Consider the following 17781-nt stretch of genomic DNA (forward strand, 5'->3'; position numbering starts at 1 on the left):
CAGTACAAGCGTGCGAAATAAGATCCTGCCGGTGGCACACACCCGTATCGCAGGGATGGTCGTACTCGTCCTCGGACTGTTGCTGATCGCCGGATCGGCGGCGTGGTTCGCGCTGACCGGTGACACCGGTGTCCGGTACTCGGCGGACCACGACAGGACCGTCCCGATGTGGTTCCGCTGGATTCCCGCGCTTGTCGGGGTCGCGCTGGTACGCCTGGTGCCGTCGCCCGCCGCAGGCACAAGGTCGCCCGAGCGCCGACCTCGGCTGGAAGCGGGTGTCCTGCTGGCGTCGGCCCTGCTCTTCGCGGTGACGCTGCGGCTGGCCGGTGGCGGCGAGCCTGCCCACACCATACTGAAGGCGTTACTGCTGCTCGGCGTTCCCGCGACGATGTTCTGGATCCTGCGGCGCAGGGGAACCGCATGGCGCCCGGCGGCCGCGGAACCGGACGTATGGCGGCGCTGGGCACCCGCGATACCCGTGGCCGCATGGATCGTTCTCAGCTACGCGAGCCCGTGGGCAGTACCGCCCAGCGAGTTCGCGACGACCGTCGCCCCGACCACGCTCATCCTCGCCGTCATCGCCGGTTTCCTCGCCAACAGCCTGCTCGAGGAGGTCTTCTACCGCCGCTGGCTGCAATCCAGGTGGGAGGCCGTGCTCGGCCGGTGGCCTGCGATCGTGCTCGCCTCCCTGCTCTGGGCCTGCTGGCACGTCGGCATTCAGGGCACCGGTGACCTGCCCGTCGATCTGGCGTCGACCTTCGTCAACCAGGGTGTCCTCGGGCTGTTTCTCGGCTATCTCTGGAGCAGGTACCGCCTGATGTGGCCGATCGTCACCGTCCACGGTGCCGTCAACGCCCTGCCTGTCCTACTGTCCATGCTGTGACCAGGCACCACTGGTTACGGTGGTGGCATGTACTCCACCGAGATCGAGGTACGCACCGGTGGCAGCGCCGTGGTGCACGACCTGACCAAGGAGGCCGAGCGGTTCCTCGGCGAGAGCTCGGCCGGGGACGGGCTGCTGCACGTGTGGGTACCGCATGCCACGGCCGGCCTTGCGATCCTGGAAACCGGCGCGGGCAGCGACGAGGACCTGCTCACCGCGCTGGACGAACTGTTGCCGAGGGATGACCGCTGGCGGCACCAGCACGGCAGCCGGGGCCACGGAAGGGACCACGTCCTGCCCGCACTGGTGCCGCCGTACGCGACCGTGCCGGTACTCGGCGGGGTACTGGCGCTGGGCACCTGGCAGTCGATCTGCCTAGTGGACACCAACCTGGACAACCCGGTCCGGCGCGTGCGGTTCAGCCTGCTCGCGGGCTGAACCACCCGGCCACAGCAGCACGACCAGCCCGGCCACCAGCATGCCGCCGAGAACCCAGACGCCGGTGCCGACGTCCGGCGCATCCGGGGTGCTCATCAGCAGGCTGCGCAGCCCCTCGGTGGAGAACCGGAAGGGCGTCCATGACCACAGCAGAGCACGGTAGGCCGGGTTCAGCAGCTCCGGCACCTGGCCCGCGACCGCGGGCGCGACCAGGTACAGCGGCCCGAGCACGGCCATCGCGCGCAGGCCGAGCAACCGCAGCAACCCCAGTTGCACCGCGGCGAAACCGGTCGCGGCCAGCAACAGGAAGCCCAGCACGTCCCAGCCCAGCGGCAGCGAGGAGTCCCACAGCCGCAGGAACCCGGCCGAGACGGCGGTCACCAGCACCCCGGTGCCGACCAGCTGCGCCAGCCTGGCGCCCGCGCCGGGACGGGCCCCGGCACGGCCGGCCAGCACGGTCAGCGCCCCACCGGCGGCCAGGCAGCCGACCCAGCTCAGCGCGCTGACCGCCAGCGGAGCGGTCCGCCCGGCCTGGCCTGCCGGATGGATCGTCTCGACCCGCGCCGGGGCGCCGGTCATTCCCTGCGCCACCCCGCTGAGCGCCTGCCGCGCGAGCTGGGTGCCGGAGGGGTTCACCGCGCCGGAGACGACCACCTCCGCCACCGGCCCGTCCGGCCCAGGCAACAGCTCCAGCACGCCGTAGACCTCCTTGTCCCCCAGGGCTTCCCGGCCGCCCGCTGGCGTCTCGACCCGCCAGTCCAGCAGGTCACCCCCCTGGCCAGCCACCCGCTCGGCGACCGGCCGTAGCGGCTGCGGCGCGGTGACGGCGACCGGCACCTCGTCCGGACTCGCCGTGGCCTGTGCGCCGAAGGTGAGAAATCCCAGCACCACCGCGACGCCCGCACCGAGTACGGACGTCAGCGCGACCAGTGTCCACGGCCGCCGTGTTGTCGACGTCGACATGATGGACTCCTATTTCTTCATACGTTGAATTATTGGTCGCAGGCTAGCCCGCGGTGGCCACCGAAGTCAACGAGCGTTGAAAATGAGCGGTATGGACCAGTGCCGGTACGGTCGACGGCGTGAACGTGGCTGATGAGCACCGGCTGGTGCTGTGGGACATCGACCTGACCCTCGTCGACCTGCGCGGACTGGGTGGCCAGTGGTACACCCGAGCACTGTCCGATGTAGTGGGTGTGACGCTACGTGAGATGCCGTCCTTCCCCGGCCGGACCGAACGGGCGATCACCACCGAACTGCTCACCCAGCACGGCATCGAGGCCTCCGATGAGGTGCTGCAGCAGATCTGGGGCAAGCTGGTGGCGCTGTCCACCGAGGCGCAGCCCACGCTGGCCGAGTACGGGCACGCGCTACCCGGCGCCGCGGCCGCGCTGGACACGATGGCCGCTCAGGGCACCATCGTGCAGAGCCTGGTCACCGGCAACCTCCCCGAGGTCGCCCGGCACAAGCTCGCCGCGTTCGGCCTGCACGAGCACATCGAGTTCGACGTCGGCGGTTACGGCTACCTCTCGGCGAGCAGGCCGGAGCTGGTGGCGCACGCCGTGTCCCGTGCCTCGGCCAAGCACGCCAGGGCCTTCGGCCCGGAGTCGGTGGTGGTCGTCGGGGACACACCGCACGACATCGACGCCGCGCTGCGGCACGGCGCGATCGGGATCGGCGTGGCCACCGGCAGCCACGGCGAGCGGGAGCTGTGGGACGCCGGAGCGCACGCGGTGTTCGCCGACCTCAGCGACACCGCCGCCGTGCTCGCCGCGGTCACCCGCTGAGCAGAGGTCAGGAACTGAGCAGAGTGTGGAGGTGCTCGACGGCCTCCGCCACCGGGACCTCCGTGCGCTCGCCGGTGGCGCGGTCCTTGACCTCGACCACGCCGTTCGCCAGGCCCCTGCCGACCACCAGGATCGTCGGCACGCCCACCAGCTCGGCGTCGGCGAACTTCACCCCAGGGGTGACCTTGCGGTCGTCCAGCAGCACCCGGACACCACGCTCGGACAGCTCGGCTGCGATCCGCTCGCCGCCATCGGCCACCGCCTCGTCCTTGCCCGCGATGACCACGTGCACATCCGCGGGCGCGACCGCACGCGGCCAGACCAGGCCCAGCTCGTCATGGTGCTGCTCGGCGATCGCGGCGACCAGCCGGGAGACGCCGATGCCGTAACTGCCCATGGTGATCCGGATCGGCTTCGAGTCGGCGCCGAGCGCGTCCAGCTCGAAGGCGTCGCTGTACTTGCGGCCGAGCTGGAAGACGTGCCCGATCTCGATCCCGCGGGCGGCCACCAGCACGCCCTCGCCATCCGGGGAGGGGTCGCCCTCGCGCACCTCGGCGGCCTCGATCGTGCCGTCCGGGGTGAAGTCCCGCCCGCACAGCAGGTCCACCACGTGGTGGTCCACCTTGTCCGCACCGGTCACCCAGGCGGTACCGCGCACGACTCGCGGGTCGACCAGGTAGCGGACCCCGTTGGCGGCCAGCGCGCCCGGACCGATGTAGCCCTTGACCAGGAAGGGGTTGGCCGCGAAATCGGCCTCCTCCAGCAGGCTGACCTCGGCGGGTTCGAGGGCGGCCTCCACCCGCTTGAGATCCACCTCGCGGTCACCGGGCACACCGATGCCGAGCAGCTGCCACTGCTTCTCGCCCGGCTGCCGGGTTTTCACCAGCACGTTCTTCAGGGTGTCCGCGGCGGTGAAGGTGCGACCCAGGTCGGCGTCGTTCAGGAAGTCGACCAGGGTCTCGATGGTCGGCGTGTTCGGCGTGTGGTGCACCTGCGCCTCGGGCCTGCCTTCCAGCGGCTGCTCGGGCGGGGCCGGGGTGGTGACGGCCTCCACGTTGGCGGCGTAGCCGGAGCGGTCGCTGCGGACGTAGGTGTCCTCACCGGTCGGCGCCACGGCGAGGAACTCCTCCGAGGCGGAGCCGCCCATCGCGCCCGAGGTCGCCTGCACCACAACGTAATCGAGGCCGAGCCGGTCGAAGATCCGGATGTAGGCGTCCCGGTGCAGCTGGTAGGACCGCTGCAGGCCCTCGTCGTCGAGGTCAAAGGAGTAGGAGTCCTTCATCACGAACTCGCGGCTGCGCAGGATGCCCGCGCGGGGCCGTGCCTCGTCCCGGTACTTGGTCTGGATCTGGTACAGCATGACCGGGTAGTCCTTGTAGGAGCTGTACTCCCCCTTCACCGTGAGGGTGAACAGCTCCTCGTGGGTGGGTCCGAGCATGTAGTCGGCGCCCTTGCGGTCCTTCAGCCGGAACACGTTCGGGCCGTACTCGGTCCATCGGCCGCTCGTCTCGTAGGGCTCCTTCGGCAGCAGGGCCGGGAACTGGATCTCCTGCGAGCCGATGGCGGCCATCTCCTCGCGCACCACCGCCTCGATGTTGCGCAGCACCCGCAGGCCCAGCGGCAGCCAGGAGTACCCGCCGGGCGCGACCCTGCGGACGTAGCCCGCCCTGACCAGCAGCCGGTGGCTGGGAACTTCCGCGTCGGCCGGATCCTCCCGCAGCGTGCGGAGGAACAGCGACGACATCCTGGTGATCACGTGTGCGCTCCTAGGGGCGAACCCGACGTAGACGTTCCGGAAAGCGTAGTCAACTGCCTGTGCCCGGCGCATGCGGGTTATGCGCGGCCGGAGACTGTCGTACCCCGGCGCTAGCGTGCGGCGCATGACACTGACACTCGGCATGGTCACCATCGACTCCACCGATCCCCGGCTGCTGGCCGAGTTCTGGACGAAGGCGCTGGGCGGCGAGATCGACCAGGACTACGGCGAGTTCCTGATCCTCGCCCCTGGTCCGGGTGGCGGGCCCGCGATCGGGATCCAGCGGGTTCCCGAACCGCGCGCCGGGAAGAACCGGGTCCATCTCGACTTCGGTGCCGAGGACCGGCGGGCCGAGGTCACCCGGCTGGTCGGGCTCGGCGCCACCGAACTGGAGGAACACACCATCGCCGACTTCAGCTGGACGGTGCTCGCCGACCCGGAGGGCAATGTGTTCTGCGTCGGCCCCGCGCACGGCTGAGCGTGCCACCTGCGGTTACCCTGCCGGGGTGCTGGTCCTGTTGCCGCCCTCGGAGACCAAGGCGCCCGGTGGGGACGGTCCACCGCTGGACTTGGACGCGCTGTCCTTTTCGGCGCTGAACCCGGTACGTGCCAAGCTGGCCGACGCGCTGGTCGATCTGGCCACCGACGTACCGGCTAGCCTGCGTGCGCTCAAACTGTCCGAACGGCAGCGGGACGAGGTGACCCGCAACGCCGAGTTATGGTCCGCGCCGACCCTGCCCGCGCTGCGGCGCTACACCGGCGTGCTCTACGACGCGCTGGACGTGCCCGGCCTGCGCAGGGCCGAGCTGGCGAAGGCGGGCAGGCGGCTGGCGGTCGCCTCGGCGTTGTTCGGGGTGCTGCGCGGTACCGACCGGATCCCGGCCTACCGGCTCTCCGGCGGCAGCGCCCTGCCCGCCGTGGGTCCGCTCGGCGGGTTCTGGCGCCCGGTGTTGGAGCCGGTGCTGGCGGCGGAACCGGGCCTGGTGGTGGATCTGCGGTCCGGGCCGTACGCCGCGCTGGCCAGGGTCCCCGGCGCCGTGACGGTCCGGGTGGTCAGCACGGACGCCCAGGGCAGGCGCACGACCGTCAGCCACCACAACAAGGCATACAAGGGCAGGCTGGCCAGGGTGCTGGCGACCCTTCCGCGTGAACCGTCCACCGTGGACTCACTCGTCCGCGCGGTGGCCAAGGCCGGACTCCCGATCGACCGGGTGGGCGAGCACGAGCTCGAGCTGACCGCCGACCCTGACTCGCAGGTCAACCGGCGTGTTTGCCGTTCCCGTAACCGGGTTTGCTCCCCATGGCCAACACGGTTACCTAGACGGCCAACACGGTGACGTGGAGAGCAAACTCGCGCGCGTGGGCGGCCAACGCGTGCGCGGGAACGGCAAACGCGTGCGCGTGGGCGGCAAACACGACGGGGCCCCTGCCACTGGAGCAGGGTGGCAGGGGCCCGTCGTTCCGGAGGATCCGCTCGCGGCTGCCGGGGGTCAGCCGAAGCGGGTCACGGTCAGGGTGTAGGTGGCCGATCCGGTGGCGCCGTCGGCGTCGGTGGCCGTGACGGTGATCTCGTGCGTACCGGGCGGGGTCTGGAAGTTGGTCCAGATCCACGCGGTGGCGCTACCGCCGTTGCTGATCGTGCCGGGGTGGAACTGCACGCTGACCCCGGAGGGGGCGTCCGCCGACAGGGTCAGGTTCCCGCTGCCGCCGGAGGCGCTCACCTGGGTCTGGGCCAGGAAGCCCTGCTGCACGCTGCCCGAGGAGGGCGAGAGGCTGACCTCGACATCTCCGTCCGGGGGCTGGGTGCCATCGCCAACGGTGAGGGTCACCGTGGCGCTGTTCGACCCGGAGGACCCGGTGCCGGTGATGGTCACCTGGTAGCTGCCCTCGGGGGTCGAGGAGGCGGTGTCCAGCGTGACCTTCGCCTTGTCACCCGTTGTCAGCGACGAAGGCTGGAACACCGCTTCGGCCCCCGAGGGCAGCCCGCTCGCCGACAGCTCGATGTCCTCCGGGCCCTGCTCACCCGCGGTGGTGGACACCGTTGCCGACGCATACCCCCCTGCCTCGACGCTCACCGAGGACGGGGACACCGAGACGCCGAACTCACCGGGCTCCGGGTCGGGATCGCCGCCCCCGCCGATGAATCCGGTGTACAGCAGCTTGTTCGGGGAACCGCTGCCCGGGTTGCCGACCGCGCCGGAGGTGGCATTGCCGGTGATCTCCTGCGCGACCTTCGCCGGGGTCGCCGACTTGTCGGTCTGCAGGTACAGAGCGGCGGCACCGGCCACATGCGGGCTGGCCATCGAGGTGCCGCTCATCGTGCTGGACCCACCGTCGATACCGGTGGACACGATGCTGCCGCCCGGGGCGAACAGGTCGAGGCAACTGCCGTAGTTGGAGAAGCTCGACCGGCCGTCACCCTGGTTGGTCGAACCGACGGTGAGCGCCTCGGGCACCCTGGCCGGGCTGTAGTCGCAGGCGTCCGCGCCGCTGTTGCCCGCGGCCACCGCCACCACGAAACCCTTGTCCACAAGCGCCTTGACCTGCTCGTCACCGACACCGGTGGTGTCCATGCCGAGGCTCATGTTCACCACGGCGGGAGTGGTGCCGTTCTGCGCCACCCACTCCATCGAGCTGACCGTGGCCGAGTCCGGAGCGCTGCCACCGCAACCGAGCGAGCGCACCGCGACGATGTCCACCTTCTTGGCAAGGCCGTAGGTCTTGCCGCCGATGGTGCCCGCCACATGGCTGCCGTGCCCGTTGCAGTCCTGCGCCTCGGAGTCGTCGTCCACGAAGTCGTAGCCGTAGCTCGCCCGGCCTTCCCACTCCGGGTTGGACGGCGCGATCCCGGTGTCGATCACGTACGCGGTGATGTCCGATGCCGTGTTGTTGTAGGTGTACGAATCGTCCAGTGTGGACTCACGCTGGTCCACCCTGTCCTGCCCCCAGGACGGCGGATTCGGCTGGGTGTCCGCGATCCGGGTGGTTCCGTCCTCGTACACCGTGCGTACCGCGGGGTCCGCCGCCAGCCGCTTGGCCTCACCCTGCGACAGCTGCCGCACCGAGAAGCCCTGGATGGTCGCGGTGTAGGTGTCGTTCAGCGCACCGCCGTAGCGCTGCGCCAGCGAGGCCGCGGCCTGCTCGATCGCCTCCGGGCTGGAGGTGGCCTGCACGCCGTCCTTCAGCACCACGATGTAGCTGCCCTTGACGTGCTGGTCGGCCTGCACGATCTCGCCGCCTGCGGGCTCGGCTGCCACCGGGCCCGCCGCACCGATGGCCATCGCGAAGGCGGCACCGGCGACCCCGGTCGCGCGCAGCAGCCCGCGTCTCGAGGTTCTTCTCTCGACTCTCATCTCATTCCTCTCCGGCCGGGGCACGATCAGAACTGGATGCCGAAGCTGTCGATGTGCCCGGTGTCGTAGGAGTAGGTGTCCTGCACCCGCAGCTGCCAGGTGCCGTTCTTCGTCTCGGACGAGGTGTCCACCCGGTAGGTCTCGTTCACATCGTCCGAGCTGTCCCAGCCGGGCTGCTTCAGGTTGTAGGCGGTGCCGCTCGGGCCGATCAGGTCGATCCGCAGGTCACCGACGTAGGTGTGCTTGATCGCCACCGCGACCTGGGTGCCGGTGGTGCCGTTGCCCTCGCAGCCGGTCACCTCCAGCGTGCTGGTCACCGCGTCACCGTTGTCCGGAATGGACACGTCGTCACCATTGGTGCCGCCGTCACAGGTCGGGTCGGGGTCGCCGCCACCGTCATTCAGGTAGCTGATGTTCAGCAGCTCGTTCGGCGAGCCGAACCCGACGTCGCTCAGGACGCCGGACAGGGCGTTGTCCACCAGCGCGTCCCGCACCTGCTGCGGGCTCGCCGAGGGGTTCTCCGCGAGGTGCAGGGCCGCGGCACCGGCCACGTGCGGGGTCGCCATCGAGGTGCCGTTGATCGTGTTGGTGGCGCTGTCACCGGTGTACCAGGCGGACTTGATGTCACTGCCAGGGGCGAAGATGTCAAGGCAGCTGCCGTAGTTGGACTCCGCGCCGGGGATCTCCGGCCAGGTGGAGCGCTCGTCGTCCTGGTTGGAGGCACCCACGGTGATCGCTTCCTCGGTCCGCGCGGGCGAGGAGTTGCAGGCGTCCTCACCCGAGTTGCCCGCGGCCACCGCCATCTGCACGCCCGCGTCGATCACGCCACGCACGGCGTTGTCCACCGAACTGCTGGCGCCACCGCCAAGGCTCATGTTGCCGATCGAAGGGCCGCTGGCGTTGTCGGCCACCCAGTCCAGCGCGTCGATGATGCCCGCGTACGAACCACGGCCGTCGCAGCCGAGTACCCGCACGCCGACGATGTCGACCTGCTTGGCCACCCCGTAGGTGCTGCCGCCGATGGTGCCCGCCACATGCGTGCCGTGCCCGTTGCAGTCGTTGGCCACCGGGTCGTTGTCCACGAAGTCGTAGCCGTTGCTGGCCCGGTTGCCGAACTCGTTGTGGCTGATCCGCACCCCGGTGTCCAGGACGTAGGCGGTGACGCCGCTGCCCGCGCTGTCCGGGTAGGTGTAGGAGTCGTCTCCCGGCAGGTTCTCCTGGTCCAGCCGGTCCAGGCCCCACTCCGGGTTGTCCTGGGTACCGCTGGCGTAGGCGTAGGCGTTCTGCTCGACATAGGCGACATCGGGGTCGGCGGCCAGCCGCAGGGCGTCCCGCTCGGACATCTTCGCCGAGAAGCCGCGCAGCACCGTGCCGTAGGTCCGGTCGAGGGCACCCTGGTACTTCCCGGCGAGCCGCTCCGCGGTGGCTTCGACGGCCTGGGTGGAGACCTCGCCGTCCTTCAGGACCACGATGTAGCTGCCGTCGATCGCGTTCGGCGCCTCGGCGCCGAGGATCTCGCCGGCAGGCTCGGCCGCGGCACCGCCTGCCGCGGTCATGGCCGCGAGGGCGGTGGCCCCGGCGACGACGCTCCCGCATGCGATCCGCAGTCGGGACCGATGGTGTTCACGCATCAGGTACTCCGTTTCATCCGGCGCGGCCGTCCGCAGGGGTCAGGGATGAATCACTGACGGCCACGTGGGATCCCACTTTTGAGCGTCACCATCGGGTGAACAACCGAGGCTGCGATACGTACCACTACGTATCTTTTGCCCGGCCGTAACGCTTCGACCTGCGCAATGACTGTCGGATCGCGGGCAGCCCACTTAGACTCGTTTGATCATCCGGCCACACCGGTTCGGGTGAACCGCAGCGTTGCGAGCCTTGGGAGCGGCAATGACCTACGCCATCCGGGCGGACGAAAGCAGCACGGTTGCCCACGTTCCGGCACGCACCAGCTCTCCGGTGCTGGTGGACAGATCCGCGGAGCTGCACACCCTGCTGTCGGTGCTGCCCGGCCCCGCCTCGGTCGCCTTCGTGGAGGGCGAGGCAGGTGTCGGCAAGACCCGCCTGGTCGGTGAGCTGCTGGCCCAGCCGGAGCTGGCCGTGTTCCGCCCACTGGTCGGGCACTGCCAGCAGCTGCGCGAACCGTTCCCCTACGGCGCGGTGCTGGACGCCCTGCGCAAGGCTGGCACCGAGGCCGTCGACCCGGCCACGCTCAGCCCGGTCGCCGGATCGCTGCGTCCGTACCTGCCCGAGCTTTCCGAGGTGCTGCCCGGTCCGCCGGAGCGGCTGATGGACGGCCGCGCCGAGCGGCACCGGCTGTTCCGCGCCGTCCGGGAGCTGCTCGGCGCGCTCGGCGACACCCTGCTGGTGCTGGAGGACCTGCACTGGGCCGACGACGGCTCCCGCCAGCTGCTGCGTTTCCTGCTCGGCGACCAGCCACGCAGCCTGCGCCTGCTGCTCACCTACCGGCGCGAGGAGGCCCCCGGAGGCATCCCGCTCGGCACCGCGCACCGCCCTTGCGGCGAGGGCACCAGCACCACGGTGCGCCTGCGCCCGCTGGACGTGGACGGGGTCCGCAGGCTCGCCTCGGCCATCCTGACCGAGGCCGAGGTCACCCCGGCGTTCGCGGGCAAGCTGCACGAGCGCACCGCGGGCCTCCCGTTCGTGGTCGAGGAGACGCTCGGCGCCCTGCGCGACCCGCAGGGCGCGGTGCGGGCCGACAGCGCGACCGCGCAGAAGCTGCTGGACGCCGTCGAGGTGCCGAGCCTGTTACGGGAGGCGATGCTGGAACGCCTCGGCTGCCTCCCGCTGGTGACCCGCAGGCTCATCCAGGCCGCCGCCGTGCTCGGATCCCCTGCCGGGGGCGAGCTGATCGCCGAGGTGGCCGGGGTCCCCGAACACCGGCTGCGCGCCGCGCTGGCCGACGCGCGGGTAGCGAACGTGCTGCTCGAGGTCGGCGAGTTCGAGTACGGCTTCCGGCACACCCTTGCCCAGCAGGCCGTCTACCGCACCCTGGCCGCACCGGAGCGGGTACACCTGCACCAGCGGGCCGTCGACGCGCTGGGCTCCGTCGAGCCCGCCCCGCTGCTGCAGCTGGCCGAGCACGCCCGCAAGGCGGGCCGCCGCGCCGACTGGCTGCGGCACGCCGAGGCGGCCGCGGACCAGGCCACCGGTGCCGGCGACGCCACCACCGCGACCGCCACCCTGCGGGTGCTGCTGGCCGAGCCGACGCTCACCCCGGCCGACGCCGACCGGCTGGCGCACAAGTTCAGCCAGGTTGCCTTCGCCGGGCTGGCCCAGCACGAGGTGTCCGCGGCGCTGGAGAAGTTGCTCGGCGACGAGCGGCTCTCCCATCCGGTCCGCGGCGAGGTGCGGCTGAGTCTCGGCCTGCTGCTGATCCGGCAGGCCGACTCGCTGGAAGCGGCCAGGGTGGAGCTGGCGCTGGCCGCCGCCGAGCTGCGTGAGCTCCCTGCCCTGCGGGCCAGGGCGATGGCCGTGCTGGCGCAGCCCTACGTCGGCACCACCCCGCTGGCCGAGCATCTGCCGTGGCTGGCCGAAGTGGACCAGATCGCCGAGCAGTCTGCGGACCGGACCATGGTGACCGGCCTGCGCGCCAACACGGTCAGCTCCCGGCTGATGACCGGCGACGCCACCGCATGGGAACAGGTCCGGCAGCTGCCTGCCGAGGTGGAGAGCACCGAGGAACAGAGCCAGCTGGCCAGGGTGTACTGCAACCTCGCCGACGCCTGCTCCTGGATCGGGTACCACGAGCAGGCAGGCCACTACCTGCGGCGCGGGATGCGGCTGGCCGCCGACTGCGGCTCCCCGTTCGTGGTCAGCACCGCGCGGTCCACCCAGGCGCATGTGGACCTGCTCACCGGCCGCTGGCCGGGGCTGGCCGACCGGGCCGAGCGACTGCTGGAGGAGTACCGGGAGATCCTGCCGGTGGCCAGCGAGCTGCGCCTTGTCCTCGGTTCCCTCGCGGCCGCCAAGGGCGAGTGGGACCGGGCGGCGCAGCATTTCGCCGAGACCGGGATCGAGCACCCGGAGAACGCCTTCACCCCGGTGGTACTCGCCGCGCACGCCGGCATGATCACCATGCTCATCGCGCGGGAGGAGCATGCCGCCGCGCTGGCCGAAGTGGACCGGGCCTTGCGGGTGCTGCGCCGCAAGGCGGTCTGGGCCTGGTCCGGCGAGCTGCTGCCCGCCGCCGTGGACGCCTGCTGTCACGCCGGTGAGCCCGCACGGGCACGGGCGCTGACCGAGGAGCTCGCCGCCGCGACGGCCTCCGCCGAGCTCGACGCGCCGATCGTGCAGGCCGGGCTGGCACTGTGCCGCGGGATCCTGGCCGCCGACCGGGGCGCGCAGGCCGAGGCCGCCGAGTTGTTCGCGGCCGCAAGGGCCCGCTACGCCGCGCTGCCCGCGCCCTACCTCGCCGCGCTCGCCGCCGAACGGCTGGCCGCCTGCAGGCTCGACCTTGGCGCGCGGCAGGACACCGAGGAGTTCGCGCGGCTCGCCGAGACCTTCGACACCCTCGGCGCCACCCGGGACGCCGCCCGCTGCAGGCACCTGCTGCGGGCGAAGGGGGCGACCCAGCCCTCCCGGCGGGGCAGGCGGGGCTACGGGGACGAGCTGTCCCCCAGGGAGCGCGACGTCGCCCGCCTGCTCACCGACGGCCGCACCAACCGGGAGATCGCCGAGGTGCTGTTCCTGTCCCGGCGGACGGTGGAGCAGCACGTCTCCAGCGTGCTGCGCAAGCTCAAGGTCTCATCGCGGGCCGAGCTACAGCAGCACCGCTGAAATTCGGTTGCCCTTCTCGGCCCCGGGCAGCAGAGTGGGCGCGTCCAGGTGGAACCGGCTGGCACGCCGGTGGAGTGGAAGGAGGAGCCCGATGTCGATCGCCGTGCCGGGCGTCACCTTCGCCCGCTCATCCGCCCCGCCGCGCTGAGTGCACCCGGTGGGGCCCCGCCGAGGAGGACAACCCACCCATGCACCAGCCAGAACCGTCCCGCAGTGGCAGGCTCACCGAGGCCGAACGGCAACGACTCGCCAGGCTGCGCGCGGACGCCTACACCGAGACCGAACTACCCGGCGGTGCCGACCGCTGGTCCACCTGGGCCGATGGGCAGCAGGGTCCGCTGCCAACGCCCGACTGGGTGGTGACCGAGCTCGCCGCCGTGGACACCGAGCTCGGCGTGCTGAAAACCGGCAAGGAGGCCGAGGTCCATCTGCTCCGGCGCGGCCTGCCGGACGGGTCGAAGGACTGCCTGCTGGCCGCCAAACGCTACCGCGCCGCGGAGCACCGGCTGTTCCACCGGGACACCGGCTACCTGGAGGGCAGGCGGATGCGCCGTTCCCGGGAAACCAGGGCGATCCGCAACCGCAGCGCCTTCGGCCGCAACCTGATCGCCGAGCAGTGGGCCGTCGCCGAGTTCGCGGCGTTGAGCACGCTGTGGCAGGCCGGTGCGCCGGTGCCCTACCCGGTGCAGCGCGACGGCACCGAACTGCTGCTGGAGTTCGTCGGAACCGCCGACGGCATCGCGGCGCCCCGGCTGGCCGAGCTGCGGCCGGCGCGGGCGGAACTGCATGAGCTGTGGCGGCAGACCACGATGGCGCTGGAGCTGCTGGCCAGCATCGGGCACTGCCACGGGGATCTCTCCGCCTACAACATCCTGGTACGGGACGGGCAGATCATGCTGATCGACCTGCCGCAGGTGGTCGACCTGGCGATGAACCCGAACGGCCCAGCCTTCCTGGAACGCGATGTGCGGAACGTGACGAACTGGTTCGCGGCCCGGGGCCTGCCTGCCGATCTCGCCGACCCCGGCCTGCTGCTGGCGGACCTGCGCGCGGCGGCAGGGTTGCCGTGAGGTACAGTGGTCACACACCGCAATCGGCACGCAGTCGCGTGGCCATCGCCGACCGATCGGCACGCGGTGCCCCACACACCCAGCAACGGCGCGTGGTACCAAGGACATCACGCGCCGGGTTCGTCCCTGTGAACGCCCACTGCACCACCAGTTCGCCCTGCCTGCGCGCGGGCAGCCGGGCCTCCTTGCGACGTGCCACGTCCGAGAGGCATTTGTGACCGTCACCGTGGATTCGACTACTACCCCGATCACCTCCTTCGCCGAGCTGAACCTGCCGGAACCGCTGCTGCGCACGCTGCGCAAAAGCGGGATGACCGCCCCGTTCCCGATCCAGGCCGCGACCCTGCCGGACGCGCTGGCCGGGCGGGATGTGCTGGGCCGGGCGCAGACCGGCTCCGGCAAGACCCTTGCCTTCGGCCTGGCCCTGCTGGCCAGGCTGGACGGCGGCAAGGCCCGCCCGAACCGGCCGCGCGCGCTGGTCCTGGTGCCCACCAGGGAGCTGGCCATGCAGGTGGCCGACGCGCTGACCCCGCTGGCCAAGGCGCTGGGGCTGTGGTGCCGCACCGCCGTTGGCGGGATGTCCTTCCCGCGCCAGACCGATGCCCTGAACAAGGGCGTCGACCTGCTGATCGCCACCCCCGGCAGGCTGTCCGACCACGTGCGGCAGGGCACCTGCTCGCTGGACGACACCGACTTCGTCGCGCTGGACGAGGCCGACCAGATGGCCGATATGGGCTTCCTGCCGCAGGTGCGGGAGATTCTCGACCTCACCCCGCGCGACGGGCAGCGGTTGCTGTTCTCCGCGACCCTGGACGGGGACGTGGCGAAGCTGGTGCGGATGTACCTGACCGCCCCGGTGACGCACTCGGTGGCTCCGGTCACCGCCAGCGTCACCACCATGGAGCACCATCTGCTGCAGGTCAGCCATCAGGACAAGCAGGCCGTGGTCACCGAGATCGGTGCCCGGCAGGGCCGCACGATCATGTTCGTGCGTACCAAGCACCACGTGGACCGGCTCACCACGAAGCTGCGGGCCAGCGGGGTGGCCGCGGCGGCGCTGCACGGCGGCAAGACCCAGGGCCAGCGCAACCGGGTGCTGGCCGCCTTCAAGGACGGCAGCACCCCGGTGCTGGTCGCCACCGACGTGGCGGCCCGCGGCATCCACGTGGACGACGTGAGCCTGGTGCTGCACGTCGACCCGCCAGCCGACCACAAGGACTACCTGCACCGGGCCGGGCGCACCGCGCGGGCAGGCGCCTCCGGCACCGTGGTCACCCTCATCACGCACGACCAGCGGCGGCCCATGCGCCGGTTGACCGAGCGGGCCGGGGTGAAGCCTGCGCACGCCACCGTGCGGCCCGGCGACGCCGAACTGGCCCGGATCACCGGCGCCCGCACGCCGAGCGGCGAGCCCGTGGTGGAGCAGCCCCCGCAGCGGCCCAAGCCGCGCCAGCAGGGCCAGCACGGCTTCGGTGGCCGGCGTGGGACGCAGGACAAGGGGCGCCCCGGCTTCCGGCCGCGGCGCAAGCCCGCGCCGCGCGGCGGGCGGGGCCCGGCCCGGCGACGTGCCGCCAGCACCGAGGGGTCGTAACCCGCAAGGGGCAGGCGATGCGAGACTGCCGGGCGTGAACGCACCAGGCTCAGTCGTCCGGACCGCGACCGCCACCCCTCCCGAGCAGGTCTTCGACTGGCTCGACGCGGAGGCCGAGAAGCGAGCCGAGGCCGGGCTCGTCCGGCGGCTGCGGCCCCGAACGGCCGAGTCCGCGGAACTCGACCTTGCCGGGAACGACTACCTCGGGCTGGCCAGGGACAAGCGGGTGGCCGGAGCCGCGGCCGCGGCCGCCCTGCGCTGGGGCGCGGGCTCGACCGGCTCCCGGCTGGTCACCGGCTCCACCGAGCTGCATGCCGAGCTGGAACACGAGCTGGCCAGGTTCACCGGCGCCCAGGCCGCACTGGTGTTCTCCTCCGGGTTCACCGCGAACCTCGGCGCGGTCACCGCGCTGTCCGGTGCCGAGTCGGCGATCGTGACCGACAAGTACATCCACGCCTCGTTGATCGAGGGCTGCCGGCTGTCCAGGGCGGACGTGGCCGCGGTGGCGCACGCCGATCCGGCCGCGATGCGGCACGCGCTGGCCACCCGGCGCAAGGCAAGGGCGCTGGTGGTCACCGACTCGGTCTTCTCGGTGGACGGCGACCTGGCCCCGCTGCCCGAGCTGGCCGCCACCTGCCGCGAGCAGGGCGCCGCGCTGCTGGTGGACGACGCGCACGGAATCGGCGTGCTCGGCGAGGGCGGCCGGGGCGCGGTGCACGAGGCCGGCCTCGCGGACGCGCCGGATGTGGTGACCACGATCACGCTGTCCAAGGCGTTCGGTGCGCAGGGCGGGGCGGTACTCGGCCCGCGCAGGGTCATCCGGCACCTTGTGGACACCGCGAGGAGCTTCATCTTCGACACCGGGCTCGCCCCCGCCAGCGTGGCCGCGGCACAGACGGCCCTCGGGGTGCTGCGCGCCGAGCCGGAGCTGGCCACCAACGTACGGGCGGCAGCGGGAAACCTCGCCGAACGGCTCGGCGCGGCCGGGTTCATCGTGAGCACCCCCGCGGCCGCCGTGGTCTCGGTACGGGCTCCTGGCCCTGAGGACGCCGTGGCCTGGGCGGCACGCTGCGCCGAGCAGGGAGTCAAGGTGGGCTGTTTCCGCCCGCCCTCGGTGCCGGACGGCGTCTCCCGGCTGCGGCTGACCGCGCGTGCCGACCTCACCGAAGCCGATCTGGACAAGGCGGTCGGCGTCATCACCGAGACCGCGCCACGGGGTGCCCGTTAGGGGAAGAGCCGGGGGAACACGCTGTCGCCGAGCTTGCCATCGTAGTGCGCCACCCGGGTGTAGACCCCTGGCTTGCCCGGCTCTCCGCAGCCGACTCCCCAGGACACGATCCCGATCACCGTCGTGCCGACCAGCAGCGGGCCGCCGGAGTCGCCGGTGCAGGCGTCCACCCCGCCCTCGGGCAGGCCCGCGCACACCATGGTGGTGGAGTCGTAGTTACGGAACGCCTGCCCGCAGTCCTGGTCGCTGACGATCGGCAGGGTGGCGCCACGCAGTGTGTTCGACCGTGGGCCGCCGTCCGCGGTGCGGCCCCAGCCAATCACGGTCGCCCTGGTGCCCGCCTGATACAGCCCGGTGTCCGAGCCGGTCGCGGGCCGGGCGGTGGGGTACCACAGCGCACTGGAGAGCGTGAGCGTGGCGATGTCGTTGCCCGAGCCCGGCGTGCGGTACTCCGGGTGCACCCAGATCGAGCGCACCCCTGAGGTGCGGCCGAGGTCGGTGCGCTTGTCCTGGCGGCCGCCCACCACGACCAGGTCCTCGCGGGGTATCGCCCGGGCGCAGTGCGCGGCGGTGAGCACGGTGTCCTGGCCGATGAGCACGCCACCACAGAACTGGCCGCCGCGCCGGTCGGTGAGGAACACGGCGTAGGGGTAGTCCCGGATGGACACCTCGTTGCCGCCGACGATGGTGGGCTGGGTTGCCCCCGCCGCAGGCACGAACAGGGTGGCCGCGAGCAGCGCCACCGCGGCCACGACGGCCCGCCGGTATCTCGTCACCATCATGCCCTCCAGGTCTGGCTCGTCGGCGTCCTCACCCTAATCAGGTCAAGCACCGAACCGGTGTCACTGAATCGGGTGGTGTCCGTGCCAGGG

14 protein-coding genes are annotated in these 17781 nt (G+C 71.6%); 9 read left to right on the forward strand and 5 right to left on the reverse strand.

Annotation, left to right across the window (positions count from 1 at the left end; all coding sequences use genetic code 11):
• The first annotated feature begins 10 nt into the window (after positions 1-10).
• Positions 11-883 (forward strand): CPBP family intramembrane glutamic endopeptidase, encoded by an 873-nt coding sequence (locus KOI47_RS26000; protein ID WP_232376257.1) that lies wholly within the window; start codon positions 11-13, stop codon positions 881-883.
• A gap of 27 nt (positions 884-910) precedes the next feature.
• The gene (locus KOI47_RS26005; RefSeq protein ID WP_216208661.1) at positions 911-1321 is read left to right on the forward strand and encodes a secondary thiamine-phosphate synthase enzyme YjbQ; all 411 of its coding nucleotides are present in this window, start codon (positions 911-913) and stop codon (positions 1319-1321) included.
• On the opposite strand, the gene KOI47_RS26010 is transcribed toward KOI47_RS26005, so the two are convergent.
• A complete protein-coding gene (locus KOI47_RS26010; RefSeq protein WP_216208663.1) occupies positions 1259-2284 on the reverse strand; it encodes a YhgE/Pip domain-containing protein in 1026 nt (341 codons plus the stop codon). The genes KOI47_RS26005 and KOI47_RS26010 overlap by 63 nt on opposite strands.
• 119 nt (positions 2285-2403) lie before the next feature.
• On the opposite strand from KOI47_RS26010, the gene KOI47_RS26015 reads away from it, so the two are divergent.
• Positions 2404-3108 (forward strand): HAD family hydrolase, encoded by a 705-nt coding sequence (locus KOI47_RS26015; RefSeq protein ID WP_232376258.1) that lies wholly within the window; start codon positions 2404-2406, stop codon positions 3106-3108.
• Between the two features lie 7 nt (positions 3109-3115).
• Here KOI47_RS26015 and KOI47_RS26020 read toward each other — a convergent pair whose 3' ends face one another.
• On the reverse strand, positions 3116-4864 hold the full coding sequence (locus KOI47_RS26020; protein ID WP_216208666.1) for a proline--tRNA ligase: 1749 nt from the start codon (positions 4862-4864) through the stop codon (positions 3116-3118).
• 124 nt (positions 4865-4988) lie between these two features.
• Here KOI47_RS26020 and KOI47_RS26025 point away from each other — a divergent pair, with 124 nt between their 5' ends.
• Both KOI47_RS26025 and yaaA read left to right on the forward strand, forming a co-directional pair.
• Positions 4989-5342 carry a VOC family protein gene (locus KOI47_RS26025; RefSeq protein ID WP_216208669.1) on the forward strand — a complete coding sequence of 118 codons (354 nt, stop codon included), beginning with the start codon at positions 4989-4991 and terminating at the stop codon, positions 5340-5342.
• A gap of 28 nt (positions 5343-5370) precedes the next feature.
• The gene (gene yaaA, locus KOI47_RS26030; protein WP_216208672.1) at positions 5371-6201 is read left to right on the forward strand and encodes a peroxide stress protein YaaA; all 831 of its coding nucleotides are present in this window, start codon (positions 5371-5373) and stop codon (positions 6199-6201) included.
• A gap of 153 nt (positions 6202-6354) precedes the next feature.
• On the opposite strand, the gene KOI47_RS26035 is transcribed toward yaaA, so the two are convergent.
• Positions 6355-8217 carry a S8 family serine peptidase gene (locus KOI47_RS26035; RefSeq protein WP_232376259.1) on the reverse strand — a complete coding sequence of 621 codons (1863 nt, stop codon included), beginning with the start codon at positions 8215-8217 and terminating at the stop codon, positions 6355-6357.
• A gap of 26 nt (positions 8218-8243) precedes the next feature.
• Complete coding sequence (locus KOI47_RS26040) at positions 8244-9848, reverse strand: S8 family peptidase (RefSeq protein ID WP_216208675.1); 1605 nt, start codon at positions 9846-9848, stop codon at positions 8244-8246.
• 262 nt (positions 9849-10110) lie between these two features.
• On the opposite strand from KOI47_RS26040, the gene KOI47_RS26045 reads away from it, so the two are divergent.
• The 4 genes from KOI47_RS26045 to KOI47_RS26060 all read left to right on the forward strand — a co-directional run bounded on the left by KOI47_RS26045 (position 10111) and on the right by KOI47_RS26060 (position 16909).
• Positions 10111-13020 (forward strand): ATP-binding protein, encoded by a 2910-nt coding sequence (locus tag KOI47_RS26045; RefSeq protein ID WP_232376260.1) that lies wholly within the window; start codon positions 10111-10113, stop codon positions 13018-13020.
• A gap of 188 nt (positions 13021-13208) precedes the next feature.
• Positions 13209-14090 (forward strand): serine protein kinase RIO, encoded by an 882-nt coding sequence (locus KOI47_RS26050; protein ID WP_216208680.1) that lies wholly within the window; start codon positions 13209-13211, stop codon positions 14088-14090.
• Positions 14091-14316: 226 nt separating this feature from the next.
• On the forward strand, positions 14317-15681 hold the full coding sequence (locus KOI47_RS26055; protein WP_232376261.1) for a DEAD/DEAH box helicase: 1365 nt from the start codon (positions 14317-14319) through the stop codon (positions 15679-15681).
• Positions 15682-15715: 34 nt separating this feature from the next.
• Positions 15716-16909, forward strand: a complete 1194-nt coding sequence (locus KOI47_RS26060; protein WP_216208685.1) for an 8-amino-7-oxononanoate synthase — start codon at positions 15716-15718, stop codon at positions 16907-16909.
• Here the strand turns inward: KOI47_RS26060 and KOI47_RS26065 are convergent.
• Positions 16906-17688: a serine protease gene (locus tag KOI47_RS26065; protein ID WP_216208688.1), complete on the reverse strand. Its 783-nt coding sequence runs from the start codon at positions 17686-17688 to the stop codon at positions 16906-16908. The two genes, KOI47_RS26060 and KOI47_RS26065, sit on opposite strands and share 4 nt — an antisense overlap.
• Positions 17689-17781: the final 93 nt, after the last annotated feature.

Origin of the sequence: Amycolatopsis aidingensis (assembly GCF_018885265.1) — a bacterium.
Taxonomy (GTDB): domain Bacteria; phylum Actinomycetota; class Actinomycetes; order Mycobacteriales; family Pseudonocardiaceae; genus Amycolatopsis; species Amycolatopsis aidingensis.

Bases quoted from the DNA above. Each gene is read 5' to 3' on its own strand.
- KOI47_RS26005 (WP_216208661.1), top strand. From the start codon at position 911: ATGTACTCCACCGAGATCGAGGTACGCACCGGTGGCAGCGCCGTGGTG.
- KOI47_RS26010 (WP_216208663.1), bottom strand. From the start codon at position 2,284: ATGTCGACGTCGACAACACGGCGGCCGTGGACACTGGTCGCGCTGACG.
- KOI47_RS26025 (WP_216208669.1), top strand. From the start codon at position 4,989: ATGACACTGACACTCGGCATGGTCACCATCGACTCCACCGATCCCCGG.
- KOI47_RS26035 (WP_232376259.1), bottom strand. From the start codon at position 8,217: ATGAGAGTCGAGAGAAGAACCTCGAGACGCGGGCTGCTGCGCGCGACC.
- KOI47_RS26040 (WP_216208675.1), bottom strand. From the start codon at position 9,848: ATGCGTGAACACCATCGGTCCCGACTGCGGATCGCATGCGGGAGCGTC.
- KOI47_RS26045 (WP_232376260.1), top strand. From the start codon at position 10,111: ATGACCTACGCCATCCGGGCGGACGAAAGCAGCACGGTTGCCCACGTT.
- KOI47_RS26050 (WP_216208680.1), top strand. From the start codon at position 13,209: ATGCACCAGCCAGAACCGTCCCGCAGTGGCAGGCTCACCGAGGCCGAA.
- KOI47_RS26065 (WP_216208688.1), bottom strand. From the start codon at position 17,688: ATGGTGACGAGATACCGGCGGGCCGTCGTGGCCGCGGTGGCGCTGCTC.